Genomic DNA, 20,389 nt, shown 5'->3' with positions numbered 1-20,389 from the left:
TTATTTTGTTTATCTTTATTATATCACGAATTTAGGAAATGTCAATTATAAAATTTCATATAAAAAAAATATCTCACAAAATGTGAGATACATCTAACAATAGATTAAATCAATATTGTGTTTTTTCAAGAATTCTTCCCATTCCAAAGACAGCTTTCTATCGGTAAATAGATAATCTATTTTATTTAAGTCAAACATCTTAACAAACGAAGACTTGTCAAATTTGTTGTGATCAAGCAGCAAAAATACCTTTTCTGCTGAATCAGCCATGGCTTTTTTTATTTCAGCTTCCATTTCATTTGACTCCGTAATACCATTTGTCATGTCAAATCCCTTTGATGATATTATGGCTTTATCTACACAGAAATTTCTTATCATATTTTCTGCAAAATTTCCGATTAGCGACATTGAATTCTGTTTTAATACTCCTCCTGTTGAGATAACTTTGCAATCTTTCGCATTTGCTAATTCTAATATTATCTTTTCCGAATTTGTTATGACTGTAAGCTTCTTTTTGAATTTTATCTGCTTTGCTACTTGGAGGACTGTAGAACTTGAATCAAGCAAGAGAGTGTCACCATCTTCAATGTATTCGGCAACTTTCATACTGATCGCTTGTTTGCTTTCTATATTTGTTATTTCCCTTATATTAAGGGGAATATCTGCACTTGAATTTTCATTTATAACAGCACCACCATAAGTCCTCTTTAAAAGCCCCTCGGCTTCAAGTTTTTCTAGATCCCTCCTTATTGTCTCTTCCGTCACATTAAATAATTTACTTAATTCTGGAACTAAAACGCTCTGATTTTCTTGTATAAGCCTCATTATCCTTTTCCTTCGTTCTATTGCAAGCATACACTTTCCTCCAGTTTCTTTAAATTTTAATTAAATTATATACTAAAAAACAACAATAAACAACATTTAGTCAAATAATGCAATATAAAATAGATAAAAACATAATTAAAAATGCTATTTTATAGATAAAAAAATAAGGCGGCTTAAAAGACCACCTTTGTATGCCACAACTTATTAACTTTTTTAGTGCTGAATTAATTTTTTTACCTCATCTTTGCTAAGCTCAGTGATGTCCGCTACTTTATCAATGTCCATACCTTCCTTTAATAATTTTCTTGCTATTGCAATTTTTTCTTGTTGTGCCCCTTTTTCTATGCCTTTTTCTATACCTTTTTCGATTCCCTTCTCAATACCTTTTTGCATACCTTTTTCTATTATCATCTTATACGTCTCAGATTCTTCAATCCTAAACATTCTTACCACCTCCATAAAAGCCAAGCAACTGCTCAATATTACAAACACTACTATTAAGATGAGTATAAGCATAAACTTTTTTCAGTAGGATTACAATATCAAATTAAAATTCGACTCCAGATTGCAGTATTATATTTGCATAAGGTGTAAATTCTCCAGTTCTAATAACGGCTTTTGATATTTTAGTTAATTCTTTTAACTTTTCATGATCTATAATAACTATTTTGTCTTGTTTTAAAACATGTAAAATTTTTTCATACAAAGCATTATTTTGTTCTATCATTTCTTTTGCAATATATACTTTTTCAATGCCAAGTTCCGTGAGGACTGCTTCTAGCGTTTCTATTAAACTCGGAATACCTGGCATTAAAGCAATATCAATTCTTTTTGTTCTATCTGGTATTGGCAAACCACTATCTGATATAACTAATAAATCTTGATGTCCACATTCTGCAACAACCTTTGATATTTCATTATTCAGCAATTTTGTTTTTTTCATCGTAATTTCTCCTGTCATTAATAAATTTATTTACTTCTATTTTGTCAGGAAAAGAACTTTGTGCTCCTTCCTTCGTAACAGTTAAAGCAGATACATAAGTTGCAAATTCTATCGCTTTTTTTATGTTTATGTCATCACATAAGGCTGCTGACAGTGCCCCATTAAAAGAATCACCAGCCCCTGTTGTATCTACAGGCTTTACTTTAATTGCAGGAAAATAACAAGATTCAAATCTATTCTTAAAATAGCAACCTTCATCTCCTAAAGTTGTTATTACATTTTCTACCCCTTTATCTATCAACATGATCGAAGCATTATCAACATCTTCCTGTGTTTTAATAATTTTATTAGTTAAAATTGATAATTCAGTTTTATTGGGAGTTAGTATATATATTTTGTTTAATATCGCCTCAGGGATTTCTCTTGCAGGTGCCGGATTTAATATTATTTTTATATTTCTTTTGTTACAAATTTCAACAACATATTTAATTGTCTCAATTGGGATTTCCAATTGTAGTATGCAAAATTTTACATTTTCAAATAATGAAACATGTCTTTTTATCTGTTCTACATCTAAATTTTTATTAGCACCTTGATTTACAACAATATTATTTTCACCTTTATCACTTACATATATAAAAGCAGTACCCGTTTTTTTTTGATTATCTACTTCGATTCCATCTATTTTTACATTATGTTTTTTTAAATTTTCTATTATGTCCTTACCATATCCATCATTTCCTACCCTTCCTATCATAATTACATTTCCTTTAAGCTTTGCTATAGAAACTGCTTGATTCGCACCTTTACCTCCATAAAAGTACTTTACTTCTCTTGCAATGACTGTTTCACCAATTTGGGGTATATGCTCGACTCTAGCAACAATGTCCATATTAATACTTCCTACAACCAAAATATTATTCATAATATTGATTCATCTCCACATGAAATCTATTCTATAGTTATTAAGAAAACTTATTTTTAACTTTGCGTTTTTAGCTCAGTTTTTCTTCAGAATTTGCTTACAAAAATAATTATTAATATATTGATACAGCAGATTACAATATATAATGAGACATTGCTTTTTATTGATTGCTATAAAATTATCAGCAATACAATAAATAAGCTTATGTCTCACTTTATTTTAATTAAATTAAAACCCGCATCTCAAAATCTAACATTTTTATTTAAATCCAACCACAAATATTTGAAAGTCTATCCAAAGCTTATCAATTCTTGATTGTATATTATGCATTTTTTTGCTCAAGTGCCATCTTAGCTTCCATATTTCTTTGCACCTGATCCACAATTACAGCTATGATAATAACCGAACCTCTTATTACTTGTTGCCAAAATTCAGAAACACCACTCATTACCATACCATCATTTATAACACCAATAATTAAAGCACCAATAACTGCACCTCCAATTGTACCAACTCCACCCATCATAGATGTACCACCAAGTACTGATGCAGCAATTGCACTTAACTCCCACGACTCACCTGTAGCAGGTTGAGCTGCAGTAAGCTGCGATGCCGCAATTAATCCAACAAATGCAGCACATAACCCAGAAAATGCATAAACAAATAATTTCACTCTATCAGTCAAAATACCAGATAATTTTGCAGCATTTTCATTTCCTCCTGTTGCATATATATGCCAACCTAATGGTGTCTTCTTTAATAAAAATGCTGCAATTAAACTAATTATAGCAAAAATCCATATTGCTACTGGAATTCCCAATATCGTACCTTGACCGAGAAATTGAAACCCGGTATTTCCAAGCTCAGCTTTTCCAGTAAGATCAGGAAAAGTCGCACCGTTAGATCTCAACAGAGCAAGACCTCTTGCAATATAAAGCATGCCAAGAGTAGTGATAAAAGGTGTGACTTTAAATTTTGTTATAACAATACCATTTATCAGCCCAATTATTACACCACTAATTAATGTCAGTATTATAATTATCGGAACATTAAAATATATTTTAACACCAAACATAGGTAATGCTAACCCCTCATATATAAGCCCACCTGAAATCATCGCAGAAAGGCCAACTATAGAACCAACAGAAAGATCAATACCTCCAGTAATAATTACCAATGTCATTCCTACGCCCAACAAACCATACAATGCAACATGCTTAATAATAAGAATTATGCTCTCTTTATTTGTAAAATTCGGTGCAACAAAACTGAATACTATTAAAAGAATAGCTAATACAACAAATGTTCGAACTTTAAGTAATAACATCCCAATTGACAAACTGTTCTTCTTTTTTTCTTTTTGTTTAGAATTAGCAATTTTTTCCATATTTCACCATGCTCCTTTGCATATAATAATTAATTAAAATTAACTAAACTTTTATACGAAGCCTCCACAAGTGCTTCTTTTGTAATCTCATTTCCAACAAATTCACCAGTTAATCGGCCATTTGAAAACACTACTACTCGATCTGAAATATTTAAAATTTCTTCTAATTCTGAAGAAACAACAATAATTGATATACCTTCCTTGGCAAGGTTATCTATAATTTCATAGACGTCACTCTTTGCAGCTACATCAATACCTCTAGTAGGCTCATCTAGTAGCAATACTTTTGGCATTGTTAGTAAATCTTTACCTATTATGACTTTTTGCTGATTACCACCTGATAAAGATAATATTGGTAAACTTTTATCTGCCACTTTTATTCTTAGACTATTTATCATTTTATCAATATTCAAATCTTCTTCTTTATTCTTTAAAATTCCAAATTTTGAAAATCTATTTAGACTAGATAATGATATATTTTTTGCTATATTCAACGTCTGAATTAAACCATCTTTTTGTCTATCTTCAGGAACCATTGTAAAGCCATTTTTTATTTGCTGTGCGATATTTTTAATTTTTATAAATTTTCCTTCTAACTTTATACTACCTGTAAATTTAGTATTCACTCCCATTATACATTCTAAAAACTCTGTTCTTCCAGAACCTAACAGTCCATAGATGCCAAGTATTTCACCTCTTTTTAAATTTAAGGATATATCTTTCAAAACGAAATTATTATTGTTTTTCTTAAGTGAGAGATTTTCAACTTCTAAAATATTTTCAGTGTTAATATCAAAATTTTTCTCCCGCTTCTTATATTGCTTTTCTGAGCCAACCATATTGCTAATAATCCATGAAATATTTACATTTTTCGTTAAATCTTCTGCAACTTTTTTCCCATCACGTAAAACCGTAATATAATCAGAGATTTCCATAATTTCCTCTAGACGATGAGAAATATAAATTATTGAAATACCTTTTTCTTTAAGTCTATTTATTAATTTAAATAATATAGAAACTTCAGCTACAGTTAAAGAAGACGTCGGCTCGTCCATTATAAGAATTTTCAAATTAGGTTGAAGCAAATGTCGAGCTATTTCTACAATTTGTTGCTGACCAACACTAAGCTCACCCATCTTTTTTTCAACATCAAAAGGATGTCCAAGCTCAGCCAAAATCTTATTACATTTTTCCTTTTGCGTTTTTCTATTTACCAAAATACTATTTTTTTTCTCCTCAACTCCCATAAACATATTTTGTTCTATAGTTAAATCTGGGAAAAAATTTATTTCTTGATGAATCATTCCTATCCCATTTTTTTCAGCATCAATTGGGCTTCTTAATTCTATCTCTTTATCATCAAGAAACAACTTTCCTTCTGTTGGACGTTCGATTCCTGCTAATATTTTCATAAGTGTTGATTTACCAGCACCATTCTCTCCTATTAGTGCATTTACTTTTCCTTTATACACTTTAAAAGTAACATTATCTAAAGCCTTTGTACCAGGAAAAATTTTGACTATATTTTTAGCTAATAAACATACATCATTACTTTCCTTAATATTAAGATTTTCTTCCATTTTTTATTCCCCTTTAGCTAATCAATCTTTAATTCTACAGGTATTATAGAAATATTCGAAGGATCATCTCCAGTAAACGCACCTATAAATGTCAGATTTTTACCTACTAATGTGTTTACATCTATTTTACTAATAACATTATCATAAACGTGCTTATTAAAAGCATCAGAAACAGAATCAAAAATAACTTGATTCTGAAAATCTTCAAATTTTACAAATGAAAGGCTGTCCCTAATAGCAGAACTCGTAAAAACAGGACCTATTTGCAAAGTGATTTTTATATTACCATTGTATCCAGGTAATGCACATTCCAAAGTTCTAGCCCTTAACTGAGCATTAACTTTAACTACCTTGACTTTCCCTTTGACCACAAAATCATAACTGCCTACAGAAGAGGCATTCGTTAAGCCGTATTTTTTTCCTGCCTCAGAAAAACTACCATTTACACTTTTAAGTAATTCTAAAAGATCAACAGCTTTTTCCTCAAAATATGGTATTGCTTTAGAGTCCCAAACTTTATTAACATAAGCATTTGCATCAAAATTACTTCTATTAAATCGATTTGCAGTTGTACTATTATTGTCTTTAGATAATGGTACAACAGTTAATAACTTACATCCTGTCATAAAAATCGTAAAACTTAATAGTACCATCACAAAAATACTGATTTTCTTATTCATAACTTAGCCTCCATAATATTTACATATAATATAGTTATTTAATATTAACTAAGTTTTTAATATTTCAAAATAACAACTTATAATTAATTTCAACAATTAGAAGATTAAAATCTGTATATTACATACTAATTATAAATTTTTATAAACTCTATAAAGCACGTGGAAAAACCAGGAAAAACATCCTTAACTTTTTTATTAGATAAACTTCTACAAATAAAATCTTTATTTTTAGAATTACTTACAAAGATTTATTAACGTGAATTTCTGGTTATCCACATGCTTTATTATTTAATTTATTTATTTGTTTTTATTTTGATAATTAACAATTAGTTATACAATTTATATAAATCATAATTACAATTACTGCGAAAGACTAAAATTATTTAATTTACTTGCATTATCTTTAGTAATCAATACACAATCTACAAGCTGCTTTTCAGGTTTTCCTGTACTACCCGTTTTTATATATTGATCAGCTTGCTCCACTGCCATCTCTGCAATTTTAGCGGCAGGTTGCATTGCTGTAGCTTTTATACCATCAGACAAAATAGAATCTCTGACGTCATTGCTACCATCAAAACCGACAACGATTACATCGCTTTTACCCGCTGCTTTAAGAGCTGCATAAGCCCCTACTGCCATCGTATCATTGCCAGCAATGACTCCTTTTATGTCGCTGTGAGCCTGCAAAATTGACTCCATTTTTGTATACGCTTCATTTTGGTCCCAATTAGCAGTTTGTTGGGCCACCATTTTAAGTTCAGGGTATTGATCAAGTACTGAATGGAACCCAGTTGATCTCACAGCAGCATTTGTATCAGATTCTTTGCCTAATAATTCAACATAATTACCTTTCTCTCCCATAAGTTTAACAAATTCCTGTGCAACTAACTTTGCGCCTTGTGAATTATTTGATACTATTTGTGATATAGCCAAACCTGTCTGATTTATTTCTCTGTCAATCAAAAAAGTAGGAATTCCAGCATCTTTTGCCTTCTTAACTGCTGCTACAGTTGCATCTGCTCCTGCATTATCACAAATAATTGCAGCTGCCTTTCTTGAAATAGCAGTATCAAATTCCTGTGTCTGTTTAGTAGGATCATCATCATGTGAAAGTACAAGCGTATCATATCCAAGTTGTTTTGCTTTTGCCTCTGCTACATCAGCTTCAGTTTTAAAAAATGGATTGTCATGTGACGGTGTAATGATTACCATCAATTTTTTGCTGTTAGTTGTATTTGTTGATGTTGAATTTGATGTCTGATTATTTGCTAATGAAGAATTAGAATTACCCTGATTTTGCTGTGTTCCGCATCCTGAAAAAATGACAACAACCATAAGTAAAGCCATTAATACTGCCAAATACTTAATTGTCTTTTTCATAATTAATCTCCTCCTCCTTGAAATATTTTTAAATTATTTGCGAAACAGCGTAAATTATTTTGTTTCGCATATATTTCTAAGGTACACCCACAATATTAATAGAATTATACAAAGCTTAATCATGGGTTTCCCTTATGAAAACAAATTTTAAACAGTAGAATTGGTTTACAAAATCTCATGTCAATACCATTTTTACGGCGTTTTTCCAACCGCTATAAAGTCTATCCATTTCTTCTTTTACATTTAAATTTGGTGAATAAGCATATTCATTTCCTCTTAGCTTTATAATTTCATCCTTACTACCCCATAAATTTATGCCAAGTCCAGCCATATATGCTGAGCCTAACGCAGATAAATCTTCATTTTCTGTTTTAATAACTTTTATATTCAGCAAATCTGCTTGAAATTGCATTAAGAATTTATTATTAGTTGCACCTCCATCAACTCTTAATTCTTTTGGAGCTATTCCAGATTCTTTTTCCATTATATCAATGGCATCCTTAATTTGATATGCTATCGATTCTATTGCAGCTCTAATTATATGTTCTTTTTTTACACCTCTGGTCATACCAACTATGGCTGCTTTTGCATCCATATTCCAATATGGAATTCCAAGTCCTGAAAATGCAGGAATTAAGTAAACGCCTTCATTGCTTTTTAAATTAGAAATTAATTTTTCTAGTTCATCGTAATCTTTAAAAAGCCCTAAATTGTCTTTTAACCATTTAAGAGTATCGCCAGTACTATTGACAATACCTTCAAGCACGTACTCTACGTTTTTGTTTATTCCCCAAGCAATAGATGTTACCAGCCCCCTTTCTGCATCTATGAAATTTTGACCTACATTCATCATAATTGAAGACCCAGTACCGTATGTAGCTTTTACCATACCTGCTTCAAAGCAATTTTGTCCAAAAAGCGCTCCTTGTGAGTCACCAATTATTCCTGTTATGGGTACTTCCTCATTAAGTATTCCATCGCAATTTGTATAACCAAATACATCATTCGATGATATTACTTTAGGCAACATATTTAAAGGTATATCAAATATTTTTAATAGTTCTTCATCCCATTCAAGAGTTTTTATATTAAAAAGTAGTGTCCTACTAGCATTTGTATAATCAGTTGCGTGTACTTTTCCATTCGTAAAATTCCACAAAAGCCAAGTATCTATTGTACCAAGCAGCAATTTACCTTTGTTTGCCTTATCCCTAGCTCCTTCAACATTATCCAATATCCATTTCACTTTTGTGGCTGAAAAATACGGATTTAAAAGCAATCCTGTTTTACTTTTTATTAATTTTTCAATACCCTGTTTTTTGAACCAAATACACATATCAGAAGTTCTTCTACACTGCCATACTATAGCATTATAAATAGGTTTTCCTGTTTCCTTATCCCATACAACAACTGTCTCTCTTTGATTTGTAATAGATATCGCTTTTATATAAGACGATGGTAAGTTTAATTTATTTATTACATCTCTTATTACTATCTTTACATTGTTATATATTTCTAACGGATCTTGTTCTACCCATCCAGGATTAGGATAATACTGTTTATGTTCTTTATTACTTCTCGCTATTACTTTACCATATTTATCGACAACCATAGCTTTTGTCCCCGATGTACTTTGATCTATAGCAATAATACAACTATCAGTCATACGTATCACTTCCTATTTGAGTAATGACATTGAAACATTGTATAAATTTGATACTGATAAACCATAATAATCGAAAATTTGTTTGCTATTCCCTGCTATGGCTGGTTCATCTGGTATGCCTAATATCTTCATTGGCACTGGTTTATTTTGTACTACTACTTCAGCTACAGCAGCACCTAACCCACCAAATATGCTATGTTCCTCTATTGTGATAATGCGACCAGTTTCATGTGCTGCTTTTATAATAGCTTCTTCATCAAGAGGTTTAATAGTATGCATGTTTAAAACCCGACAACCTATACCTTCTTCTTTTAATTTGTCAGATGCATCAACTGCTATTTTTACTGTTTCTCCTGTTGCAATTATCGTTATGTCATTCCCCTGTCTCATAACAACTGCTTTCCCGATTTCATAATTATAATTTAAATCACTGTAAACATCTTCTACTGGGTTTCTACCTACCCTTACATAAACAGGTCCTTCATAATCTAATAAGCTTGACATCATTTTCTCAGTTTCATATCTATCAGCAGGTATAATAATACTAATACCTGGTATAGCTCTCATTACAGCTATATCCTGTAGAGAATGATGTGACATACCTAATGCCCCATAACTTACTCCACCACTTATACCTACAATTTTTACATTCATTTGGGAATAAGCAACGTCAAGTTTTACCTGCTCTATACTTCTCATTGTCAAAAAACATGCAGGCGAAGTTATAAATGGTTTCTTACCTACTGATGCTAATCCTGCAGCTATACCTACCAAATTCTGCTCCGCAATTCCTACTTCTACAAATTGCTGTGGATATTTCTCAGCAAAGCTAGTCATAGAGGCAGAACCTCTTGAGTCACTAGCTAATACAACGATATCCTTATCAACCTCTGCTACTCTAGATAATACATCGCTAATAACTTCTTTATTTGATATTTTGTTCATTCAAATATACCTCCATTAGCTCTTGCAACTCAGAAATTGCAGCTTTATATTCATCGGAATTTGGAACACGGTGGTGCCAATTTGCTTTATTTTCTATAAATTTTACTCCTTTGCCTTTTGTTGTATATGCTAATATAAGTTTAGGCTTATCATTAGCAGATGCTATAGCCGCATTAAAAGTATCTATAAGTCTTTCAATATCATTGCCATCAGTAGTTAATACATCCCAACCAAAGCTTTTCCATTTATCTTCCAGTGGTTCAAGAGACATTACTTCTTCTGTATTTCCACTAATTTGAAGTTTATTCCTATCAACAATTCCTATAAGATTATTTAATTTATAGTGAGATGCAGCCATAGCAGCCTCCCAATTGGAACCTTCAGCAAGCTCTCCATCTCCCATAAGAGTAAACACGCGGAAAGATTTATTATCCATTTTTGCACCTAATGCCATACCAACTGCAATGGACAATCCATGTCCAAGTGCTCCCGTGTTCATTTCTACACCAGGTATTTTATTATTTGGATGTCCAATAAGCCTTGTGCCAAATTTGCAATACGTCTTTAATTCTTCCTTTGGAAAATATCCTTTATCGGCAAGAACACTGTAATATGCCTCTACTGAATGTCCCTTACTTAAAATGAATCTATCTCTTTCTTCCCAATTTGGATTATTAGGATCTACATTCATTACATTATAGTACAATACTGTAAGTATGTCTGCAGACGAAAGTGAACCACCAATATGTCCAGACTTAGATTCATAAATCATATTAATTAAATCAAGTCGAATTTGTGTAGCTTTTATCTTTAGATCTAAAACATCATTCAATTATATCACCTCAAAAGTAAAACAATATAAATTTGAAATTTATCTTTATGTAATGTGATTGATTTGTATTAAATAATTTCTAAATTTTAGATTTAAAAAATTGTAACTTATAAATATACAAAATTTCGGAAGTATCTAATATATTATTATCTTCCTCTTAAAAATTCTTTAATTTCTTGTTCAGATGGATCGACAGGATCTGGCCTCAAACCAGGAATAAAATTGCATGCTTCATATAAAACTGGAATGACGTCATGATGTATTCCTACGCAGTGATGAACATAAGGTCCCTTAACTAATTTTTCTTCCCACATTGGCCAATCATTTACTTCAACCCATAGGTATGTACCTCTGGTATACGGTCCTTTAATTCCTTTAGCTTTCCCTAAAAGCAAAGAATATTCTCCATGATCACCATCAAATCTTACTATAGAAATATTGCCACCTTTGATTTCGAATTCAGCCGTACCAGGTGCATGTGATTCAAACAAGAAATGGTGTTTAAATTTAGGTTTATCATCATTAGAACACAGAGATGGAGGGAAATTCCCACAGTGAAATAACAGCTCACCATTTTCATTTTCTGGATGCCTTATTGTGAGATCTGCAAAAAATGGAACTGCAGAATTCATTGATGCAGCCTGAGCTATAACTGCACTTATCGCCCCATGAACATCCGTTTCGCATGTGACAGGAATACCTTCATCCGTTAATAATCCATTTACTAAACAAGGCATGATTCCTAAACTTACCTGTAATGCAGTCCAACATTGTATAGCAACTGCAGAACAATCTTTTTCTTTTATTAATCTATTCAAAGCTACTTTAAAAGCAGCTACTCTTTTAACATTTAAATCACTTACTTCATTACAATCAAATTTTGATTTTATAAATTCTATTGTCGTCTTTAATTCGGTACCATCTTCCTTCTCAACAGACAATGTTCTCTGTTCAACATCTTTTAAAGTGACAGGAGTAATTTGAATGCCAAAACGTTCTAATAATTCACCCTCATTGTAAATCATCGTCCAAAAGCCTTCTGGTCTTGTTGAAATTTGCAATATTTTAAGGCTATTAAATTTCTTCACAACATTTGCTACAGAAATAAAATTCTTAAATCCTCTATCAAAAGATAAATCATCCAAATAACTATTTACTAAATAAGAAAATGGTACATTGAATCTCCGCAGTATCTTTCCAGTTGCAAATAATCCACACTGAGTATCTCTAAGACGCATTCCATCATCAAGTGGCGCTTCATCCCTTGGTCCCCACAGTAACAATGGTTTATTTATTTCTTTCGCAACCTTGGCAACAGCGTCTTCCGTACCAAAATTGCAATGCGGTACAAAAACAGCATCAACGTTTTCATTTTTGAATTTATAAATTACTTTTTTTATGTCATCTGCATTATCTGATAATAATCCTTCATCGTTAATATCTTCAATACCAACAATGTCAATATTATAATTCTCGATTTTATTTCTTGTTAAATTTTTATATTTAAGAGCATCTTCTTTACTAAAAACATTTCGCCGTGTAGGTAAAAAACCTATTTTTACTCGATCCTCCATTAAATATTCTCCTCCTTAATAGTTTTAGATGATTAAATTTGAATTTACATTTAACTTAAGTTTTTAATCAAATTAGATTAATTTTTTCACTATTATTATATAATATATTAATATAAATTTCAACCATTTATATAAATTTTTTATCATATAGTAGACAATTTTTATATATAAATTATCAATATTTAGTGTGGCTAAATAAAATTTTAGATAAAAAAATAAGACTCTATTTACTTTTTTCTTAATAATAGAGCCGTCACATAAAAATAAAACTTATTCTTACTATATTAATAATAGAATTTTATTTCATAAAACAATTTTAAAATACTATTTAATAATTGCTTAATATTTTAATAACTTTAATTAATTTTTAATACACTTTCTCTAACTACTAACTGTGTATTGATTTCAATTTTTTGTACACTATTATCATTTTCTTTTATCTTATCAACCAATCTCCTGACAGCAGCTTTGCCCATTTCCTGTTTAAATACTTTTAATGTAGTCAACTTCGGAGTTGAAATTTCGCAAAAAGGCATATCATCAAAACCTATAATAGAAACATCTTCTGGTATTTTTATGCCGCTTTCTTTTAATGCTCTCATTGCACCTAGAGCAATGATATCATTATCGGCAAAAAAAGCTGTAGGCAATGCTACATTCTTTTGTTTTAAATAAAGAGACATATCACGGTATGAACCTTCTGCTGTTGGCTCTAAAGGAATCTCAAACTTTTTATCCGCTTTTAAAGCATAGTCAGTTAAAGCCTCTAAGTATCCTCTTCTTCTATAATAAAAGTTATTAATATGCACCGAACTATGAAGATATCCTATATTAGTATGTCCATTCATGATTAAATATTCTGTAGCTTTATACGCAGCATCTACATTATTTATTAAAACAGAATCAAAATCGCTGTTTTTAAAATAACTATCAAGCATTACAATCGGAACATTAACATTTTTTAATACCAGTAAATCTTCACTTGTCATTTCAGTCGCCAAAATTAATATGCCTTCAGAATAATCTTTTTCAATGGTTTCTATTAATTCTTTATTATCTTTCTCATTAAAATTTACATGCGATATTAACAATTCATATCCTTGTGCTTTAGATTCCTTAGTTATGCCTTCTATAAGAGAAGTAAAAAAAGGCGTATCGCAAACGACAAAGCCATGCTTTTTATACATGATAAATCTAATAGTTTTTTGCAAAGTATTGAAAATATTATCCTTAAAATAACCATATTCTCTAGCAATTTTTATTATTTTCTGTCTTGTTTCTTCGCTTACACCGCTTTTACCATTAAGTGCATTTGAAACTGTTGCAGGAGATACTCCAACTATTGATGCTATATCTGATATATTAATTCTAACCACCTCGATATATCTATATTAATTTATATTATTTGAAGTTCACTATAATTTTAATATAATTCACTAAATATATCAAGTAAATTATGTAAAATTTTTATATGAATTTTTTATATATTTTTTAAAACAATTTAAATATTAGCTTTGATTCATGCCCCTACTATTATTTGCCTTGCTAGCAGGCAAAATTACATAGAATATGCTCACTGGCAAAATCATGATATAAAAAATGTTAGCGCGTAAACAAAGCTTCAGCACTAACATTTTTTATATTGGAATATCAATTATTTTCTTTAATTAACCTAAGAAATTAATTTATATCTTCTCTCCATTAGATTCTATAACATCTTTGTACCAATAAAAACTCTTTTTCTTTATTCTTCTTAAATCCTTTAAATCAAATTCATCTCTATTGACATAGATAAAACCATAACGCTTGCTAAATCCTTGATGTGTGCTAACAAGGTCAATTGCTGACCATGGACAATATCCTATTAAGTCTACACCATCAGTAATCGCTAGCTTAGCTTGTTCTATATGCTTACGTAAGAAATCAATCCTGTAATCATCATTTACTACATCGCCTTCCTCTAATTTGTCATAAGCACCTAACCCATTCTCTGTTACCAGCAACGGAAGATTATATCTTTCATTTATTTCCCGCAATGTATTACGAAAACCTATCGGATCGATTTCCCAGCCAAATTGTGTTTTTTCTAAATAAGGATTAGAAACTCCTCTGTAAACTCCCGACTCTCCAATGGCAATTTGCTGATCTCCAGTAGAGTTTTTATCGGAAGGATCATTCTTACTCTCAGCTACAGTTGATGTTGAATAATAGTTAAAAGCTATAAAATCAGGCTTCCCACTCTTTAAGATTTCCATATCTCCTTCTTGAATTATCGGTGTATATCCTTTCTCTTCTAAGTAGCTCCATGCTATACTATTGTATCGCCCAAATACAGCCGCATCTAAGTACAGCCAGTTGCGGATTGACGAGAAGTTTGAAGCAGCTAATACATCTTCAGGCTTAGAACTAGCGGGATAGATTGATATGATATTTGGCGCAGGACCAATTTTTGCATTTGGACACATTTCATGGCATAGTTTCATCGCTTTTGCCTGGGCCAAAAGCATATGGTGGTTCTGCTGATACAATTCTTTTTGTGGATTTTCTATTTTAGAATCAACAGTTCCAAGAACTGCTCCGTATAAAATCATCATATTTTGTTCATTAATTGTTAACCAATATTTGACGCGATCGCCAAAATATTTAAATAAAGTTTTAGCATAGTTTTCGTAAGCATCTATCGTATCTCTATTTGACCAGCCACCCTTTTCTTGCAAGGCGTAAGGCAAATCAAAGTGGTACATAGTGACAATAGGTTCAATATTATGTGACAGCAATTCATTAATTAAATCGTTATAAAATGCAATACCTTTTTCATTTATTTCCCCTGTGCCTTTCGGATAAATTCTTGTCCATGCAATAGAAAAGCGATAAGCTTTAAGACCCATTTTTGCAAATAAAGCTATATCTTCTTTGTAACGATGATAATGATCACTGGCTACTTTAAAATCTGATGTTCCTTCAGGATACTTTCCCATATCAATGACAGAAGGTCCTTTTCCGTCTTCATCCCATGCCCCTTCCACTTGATAAGCTGATGTGGATGCTCCCCATAAAAAGTCTTTTGGAAATGGTTTTATAAACTCATGATACATTAATAAATCTTTCCTTCCTAAATTAGTATTATAACATAAACTTATAAATTGGAGGCAATTGTATACCCTTCCATTACAGCTTCCATTATTTTTCTTGGTTTGATGCAATCTCCGATCATAAATGTTTCTGGTACAATCCCATAAAAACTTTCTGCTACCGATTTATTTGGTTTCAATCCGGTGGCAATTATAACAGTATCTGCCTTAATGAATTTTTCTTCTCCATCACTTGTTTTAACCACTACAACATCTTCTTTGATTTCCTGGCATGTAGTCTTCAACATTGTATTTAATGTGCTTGCCTGTTGCATTTTTTGGCGAAGTGCAATTTTATAAAGCATGTTTCCCTGTGCTGCTATTTCTCCTGCAAGCTCGATGATTGTAACATTTTTCTGCTGAAGTAATGAAAGCTCCAGTCCAATTTCTGCACCAATTGTGCCGCCACCAATAATTACAACATTCTGCCCAATCTTATCCATATGTTCAATGGCATCATAGAAACTGATCACATGTTGCTTATCAATTCCTGGTATATGTGGTATAACAGGATTCGCTCCCACTGCTATTATAACTGCATCTGGCATAATTTTTTCTACAAGTTCCGGCGTAGCTTCTGTATTTAGATGAACTTCAACTTTGGACTTTTTAAGCTGTACTTTAAGATAATCTAAAAATGCTTTAATATCACTCTTATAATATTCCATTGCAACATAGTGAAGTTCGCCACCTAAGAAACTATTTTTTTCAAATAAAATTACTTTATGACCTCTTTTATCTGCTACCAATGCAGCTTGTAGTCCTGCTGGTCCAGCACCTATTACGACAATTCTTTTCTTTATATCAGCCTTTTCTAATTTCCGCGGTATCCATGATTCATTGGAGTATCTTGGATTCACAGAACATCCTACATTTCTGTGGTTTGTAGATATATGATAACATTGTAAACATCTTATACACGGGACAATGTCCTCAGGTCTACCTTCTCTCGCTTTTTTAGGCCATTCAGGGTCTGCCACCAAAGCACGTCCAAGTGCAACCATGTCTGCAACACCATCTGAAATCAACTGCTCAGCTTCGTCTGGATTCATAATAGCCCCAACGACTGTAACAGGAATATGAACATTTTCTTTTACGATTTTTGCATATTTTGCATTAGGCACATGTTCTGAAAAATTAGTAGTAACCATATGAACATTAGCCTCGCGCTCCATGTCTAACCCACACGAAATCTGTACCATATCAATTAATGGTTCTGCCATCTTTATAAAAGCCAACACATCTTCAAATTCTATCCCACCCTCGATCCATTCTGTTGCTGAAATTCGCATATCAATAGGGAAATTTGCTCCTACCGCTTTTCTAACCCTTTCTAAAATCATTAGAGGAAATCTTGCTCTGTTCTCAAGGCTTCCACCATATTTATCTGTTCTTTTGTTAAAAAATGGTGAAAGGAATTGTGCTGGTAGCCAGCCATGGCCAAAATGCATAAAAATCATATCAAAGCCTATATCTTTAGCGTCAAATGCAGTTTGTTCGTACCAGCGAAGTGTTTCCTCCATCATTTCTTCTGTCATTTCTTTTACTTCTACTCCATCATTTCTAATAAATCCGGAAGGTCCTTTGGCAAAATCTTTTACTCGAGCATATTGACCTGCATGTACAATTTCAATAGAAGCTTTTGCACCAGCCTGACGTGCAATCAAAATCCTTTGTCTTGTTTGTTCAACCTCATATTTTGAAAATGCATAAGGTTCATCTGATGAAGCAAACGAAGACTTTCCAGGTTCTGCAATGACAGAACCAGCGATAACAATCCCCGGTCCACCTAAGGATTTGTCAAAAAATTTCTGTCCAATAGGTGTAGCCACAATTCGATTTCTTACCATCATATCATTGATCTTAATCGGTGAGAATAAGTTTGGATATTTCATAATATTCCTCCTAAATTTAAGTTTTCGCATATATACGATTACTTTTTTATATCATCAATAAATATTCCATTAAAACTCTTTAATTTACCATTTCATACGTCATTTTCGTCCATATAGCCAAAATCTACAGTGGTTTTCTCTATTCTTTCCAGAATAATGTCAATACAGACTTTTAGCACATCCCATTAACTAGTCATAATTGCTTATCAAAATGAAAGTTACCTAATAATTGAGTTGTACTGATAAAAAGAAGAGATGGCTTTATCGCCCCTCTTATAAACAACTTAATTTATTTTACTAATGTTTCTTCTGTTTCTTCCAACATAATTTGTCTATCTACCATCTTAAAAAACGGAATCCATATTAAAGTTGTTATAATAATCAATACTATTTGTAAAATTGCTGTCGGCACACCTTGCGCAAGAAAACCTGAAATAATCTGCGGCATAGTCCAGTTTACTATAACGCCGGATAATCTCGGGGTAACGCCAAGTGCTATTGAAAGATAACTAATTGTTGTACAAATTATCGGATTCAAAATATAAGGAATGAATAATAATGGATTTAATAAAATTGGTATACCAAATAACAATGGCTCGTTAATGCCAAAAATTGCAGGAATTATTGCCATTTTACCAAGTGTTTTTAATCTCTTACTCTTTGCAGTAAACGCCATTAAAAATGCAAGACCAAATGTGCCTCCAATGCCTCCAGGTTGACATAATACAGAAAATGAATCAGTTATAATATTCGGTAAAGGTAAGCCAGATGACAGTGCCTTTAAATTTTCAGCAGATGCAGCTAATGTCAACGGTGAAATGATGCTAAAAACCGCATTGCCATGAATACCAAAAAACATAAACAAAGTACTTAGTATTTGGACAAGAAGATAAGCTGGATATGACAATCCAATTCCTTGTAATGGTACTTGAATTAGTGAGTAAATCATCTGATGAATGCTTCCAAAACTTGTCTTAGCTAATCCTGCTTCTATAAACGTTGCTAAAAGTGCAGAAAACAATGCGGGCACTAAACTTGCAAAAGATTCTTCTACTATAGGTGGAACACCTTCTGGCATACGCAAATAAATCTTTTTATCTTGAAGCAATTTTGTAAATCTTACAGTAAAAGCACTTATAAGCATCGCAGTAAATAAACCTGGATATCCTAACCATTGAGTAGGAATATCAGTATATAGTTTATGTGGAGTAATTAACAAAAATGTCATAAAACTAATAATCGTTATGGAAAGAGGTTTCATTCCCAATTTTGTTGCATATTGATATGGTAATACAATAGCAACATACAAAGCAATTATACTAAGTGTTAGAGATTGAATTGTCATAAATATAGTTGCTAACCCTGTATTTTTAACAAAACTTTGCCATGCTGGGATATTTAAAAATGCTCCTAAGCAAGCAAATGAACCAAGTAAAATAACTGGCAATAAAATTTGAAATGTAGCACCTAATGCACTTAAAAATTTAATGTCGCTTATTTTTTTTGCTATAGGCATTAGCCTTTTTTGCAATGCGTCTATAAATCTATCCATCTTTTTTCCCCCTAAAATATATTTTTTATCTTCTAGTCTCCAGCATCATCGTCATGATTTATGTGTACAGTTAAACTAATATTAGCAGCTACACATAGTATAGATGTAAACAAAGCTGAAACTATAATTAATATGATTTGACCTTCTGTCATTAAGCACTTATTAATATACTAAAAATAGAATTGTAATATGGATGGAAATTTCCATTTAAAAGATGTTTAGGAATGGCAATAGACTAAAACTATACATCATCATACTTTTATTTTCATATAGTCAATACTGAAATCGTAAGCAATCATATATTTAAAAAAAATTTCCTGAAATCAGTCATAAAATTTCAACAAATCTTATAAGTACTGCAAAAAATCATTTTTTAATAATCGCAATAGCATCATCCAAAATTTTTTCGCCATTCATCATTCCGAAATCCATAGGTTTTATAACATCAATTTTATCCGCATACTTTGAAAATGTTTTTGCAATAACGTCCTTTTTGTATGCGATCTGTGGACCTAAAAGTATAGCATCTACCTCTTCAATAAAATTTTCTAATTGTGTATATGGATAAGCTTGAATTTCTGCCTCTATCCCACGTTTTTTTGCGGCTTCTCTCATTTTTCTGACTACCATACCAGTACTTGCACCGTTTTCACACACCAAAGCAATTTTATACATATCACACCACCCAATATAACATAGATTTCTTAACTATCGTGTCTTATACAAATAAATGATCTCTTCCGCCAATTCTTTTATAATACCTGCTGCAGTCAAATGATCTGCTGCATGTACCAACAACATATTAATTTTTAAATCCTGATGTTCTGCATCATAGAACAGCAATTCGCTGTGGGCCTGATGTGCCTTTATAATCGCCTCATCTGCATGCTTTAAGTCTGCCTCCGCTTCTTCATATTTGCCAACACGAGCTTGCTTGATTGCTTTCATTGCCAAGCTTTTACCTTCACCACTGTTTGCAATAATTTCCATACTTTTTGCTATTGCATCCATAAACATCTCTCCTTCCATCCATCTGCATTTGTTCTCATCTCTCATCGCTGTGATTTTATT

General features: G+C 31.8%; 17 protein-coding genes and 1 pseudogene. All 18 read right to left on the bottom strand.

The annotated features are described in order from the left end of the window. Positions 1-93: 93 nt before the first annotated feature. The 18 genes and pseudogenes from Q2T46_RS10400 to Q2T46_RS10315 all read right to left on the bottom strand — a co-directional run bounded on the left by Q2T46_RS10400 (position 94) and on the right by Q2T46_RS10315 (position 20,374). Positions 94-855: a DeoR/GlpR family DNA-binding transcription regulator gene (locus Q2T46_RS10400; RefSeq protein WP_303265534.1), complete on the bottom strand. Its 762-nt coding sequence runs from the start codon at positions 853-855 to the stop codon at positions 94-96. Between the two features lie 183 nt (positions 856-1,038). Then, positions 1,039-1,287, bottom strand: a pseudogene (locus Q2T46_RS10395) (DUF4351 domain-containing protein); the annotation flags it as partial. Positions 1,288-1,372: 85 nt separating this feature from the next. Continuing rightward, on the bottom strand, positions 1,373-1,768 hold the full coding sequence (rbsD, locus tag Q2T46_RS10390) for a D-ribose pyranase (RefSeq protein WP_303265535.1): 396 nt from the start codon (positions 1,766-1,768) through the stop codon (positions 1,373-1,375). Then, positions 1,743-2,693 carry a ribokinase gene (rbsK, locus tag Q2T46_RS10385; protein ID WP_303265536.1) on the bottom strand — a complete coding sequence of 317 codons (951 nt, stop codon included), beginning with the start codon at positions 2,691-2,693 and terminating at the stop codon, positions 1,743-1,745. The genes rbsD and rbsK overlap by 26 nt, the downstream gene beginning before the upstream one ends. Before the next feature lie 322 nt (positions 2,694-3,015). Next, complete coding sequence (locus tag Q2T46_RS10380; RefSeq protein ID WP_303265537.1) at positions 3,016-4,080, bottom strand: ABC transporter permease; 1,065 nt, start codon at positions 4,078-4,080, stop codon at positions 3,016-3,018. A 29-nt stretch (positions 4,081-4,109) separates the two neighbouring features. Then, complete coding sequence (locus Q2T46_RS10375; protein ID WP_303265538.1) at positions 4,110-5,660, bottom strand: sugar ABC transporter ATP-binding protein; 1,551 nt, start codon at positions 5,658-5,660, stop codon at positions 4,110-4,112. 17 nt (positions 5,661-5,677) lie between these two features. Next, the gene (locus Q2T46_RS10370; protein ID WP_303265539.1) at positions 5,678-6,340 is read right to left on the bottom strand and encodes a DUF2291 family protein; all 663 of its coding nucleotides are present in this window, start codon (positions 6,338-6,340) and stop codon (positions 5,678-5,680) included. 360 nt (positions 6,341-6,700) lie between these two features. Continuing rightward, positions 6,701-7,723, bottom strand: a complete 1,023-nt coding sequence (locus tag Q2T46_RS10365; protein ID WP_303265540.1) for a D-ribose ABC transporter substrate-binding protein — start codon at positions 7,721-7,723, stop codon at positions 6,701-6,703. A 175-nt stretch (positions 7,724-7,898) separates the two neighbouring features. Beyond that, complete coding sequence (glpK, locus tag Q2T46_RS10360; protein WP_303265541.1) at positions 7,899-9,389, bottom strand: glycerol kinase GlpK; 1,491 nt, start codon at positions 9,387-9,389, stop codon at positions 7,899-7,901. Positions 9,390-9,401: 12 nt separating this feature from the next. Next, positions 9,402-10,334 carry a transketolase family protein gene (locus Q2T46_RS10355; protein WP_303265542.1) on the bottom strand — a complete coding sequence of 311 codons (933 nt, stop codon included), beginning with the start codon at positions 10,332-10,334 and terminating at the stop codon, positions 9,402-9,404. Further along, entirely contained in the window at positions 10,315-11,106 is a 792-nt protein-coding gene (locus Q2T46_RS10350; RefSeq protein ID WP_399388596.1) for a transketolase, read from the bottom strand. Before Q2T46_RS10350 ends, Q2T46_RS10355 begins: the two co-directional genes overlap by 20 nt. 206 nt (positions 11,107-11,312) lie before the next feature. Then, positions 11,313-12,740: an L-fucose/L-arabinose isomerase family protein gene (locus tag Q2T46_RS10345; protein ID WP_303265544.1), complete on the bottom strand. Its 1,428-nt coding sequence runs from the start codon at positions 12,738-12,740 to the stop codon at positions 11,313-11,315. A gap of 356 nt (positions 12,741-13,096) precedes the next feature. After that, positions 13,097-14,116: a LacI family DNA-binding transcriptional regulator gene (locus Q2T46_RS10340; RefSeq protein ID WP_303265545.1), complete on the bottom strand. Its 1,020-nt coding sequence runs from the start codon at positions 14,114-14,116 to the stop codon at positions 13,097-13,099. Positions 14,117-14,425: 309 nt separating this feature from the next. Beyond that, positions 14,426-15,835, bottom strand: a complete 1,410-nt coding sequence (locus Q2T46_RS10335; protein WP_303265546.1) for a glycoside hydrolase family 1 protein — start codon at positions 15,833-15,835, stop codon at positions 14,426-14,428. Positions 15,836-15,876: 41 nt separating this feature from the next. Continuing rightward, complete coding sequence (locus Q2T46_RS10330; RefSeq protein ID WP_303265547.1) at positions 15,877-17,766, bottom strand: FAD-dependent oxidoreductase; 1,890 nt, start codon at positions 17,764-17,766, stop codon at positions 15,877-15,879. 289 nt (positions 17,767-18,055) lie between these two features. Next, positions 18,056-19,318, bottom strand: a complete 1,263-nt coding sequence (locus Q2T46_RS10325) for a PTS sugar transporter subunit IIC (protein ID WP_303265548.1) — start codon at positions 19,316-19,318, stop codon at positions 18,056-18,058. Positions 19,319-19,684: 366 nt separating this feature from the next. Further along, the gene (locus Q2T46_RS10320; protein WP_209452912.1) at positions 19,685-19,993 is read right to left on the bottom strand and encodes a PTS sugar transporter subunit IIB; all 309 of its coding nucleotides are present in this window, start codon (positions 19,991-19,993) and stop codon (positions 19,685-19,687) included. A gap of 33 nt (positions 19,994-20,026) precedes the next feature. Then, complete coding sequence (locus tag Q2T46_RS10315; RefSeq protein ID WP_311062240.1) at positions 20,027-20,374, bottom strand: PTS lactose/cellobiose transporter subunit IIA; 348 nt, start codon at positions 20,372-20,374, stop codon at positions 20,027-20,029. Between the last annotated feature and the right edge of the window lie 15 nt (positions 20,375-20,389).

Source organism: Thermoanaerobacterium sp. CMT5567-10 (assembly GCF_030534315.2).
In the GTDB taxonomy this organism is placed as follows: Bacteria; Bacillota; Thermoanaerobacteria; order Thermoanaerobacterales; family Thermoanaerobacteraceae; genus Thermoanaerobacterium.
The sequence above is the reverse complement of the archived record's forward strand: the minus strand, read 5'-3'. Positions and strand labels throughout refer to the sequence as shown.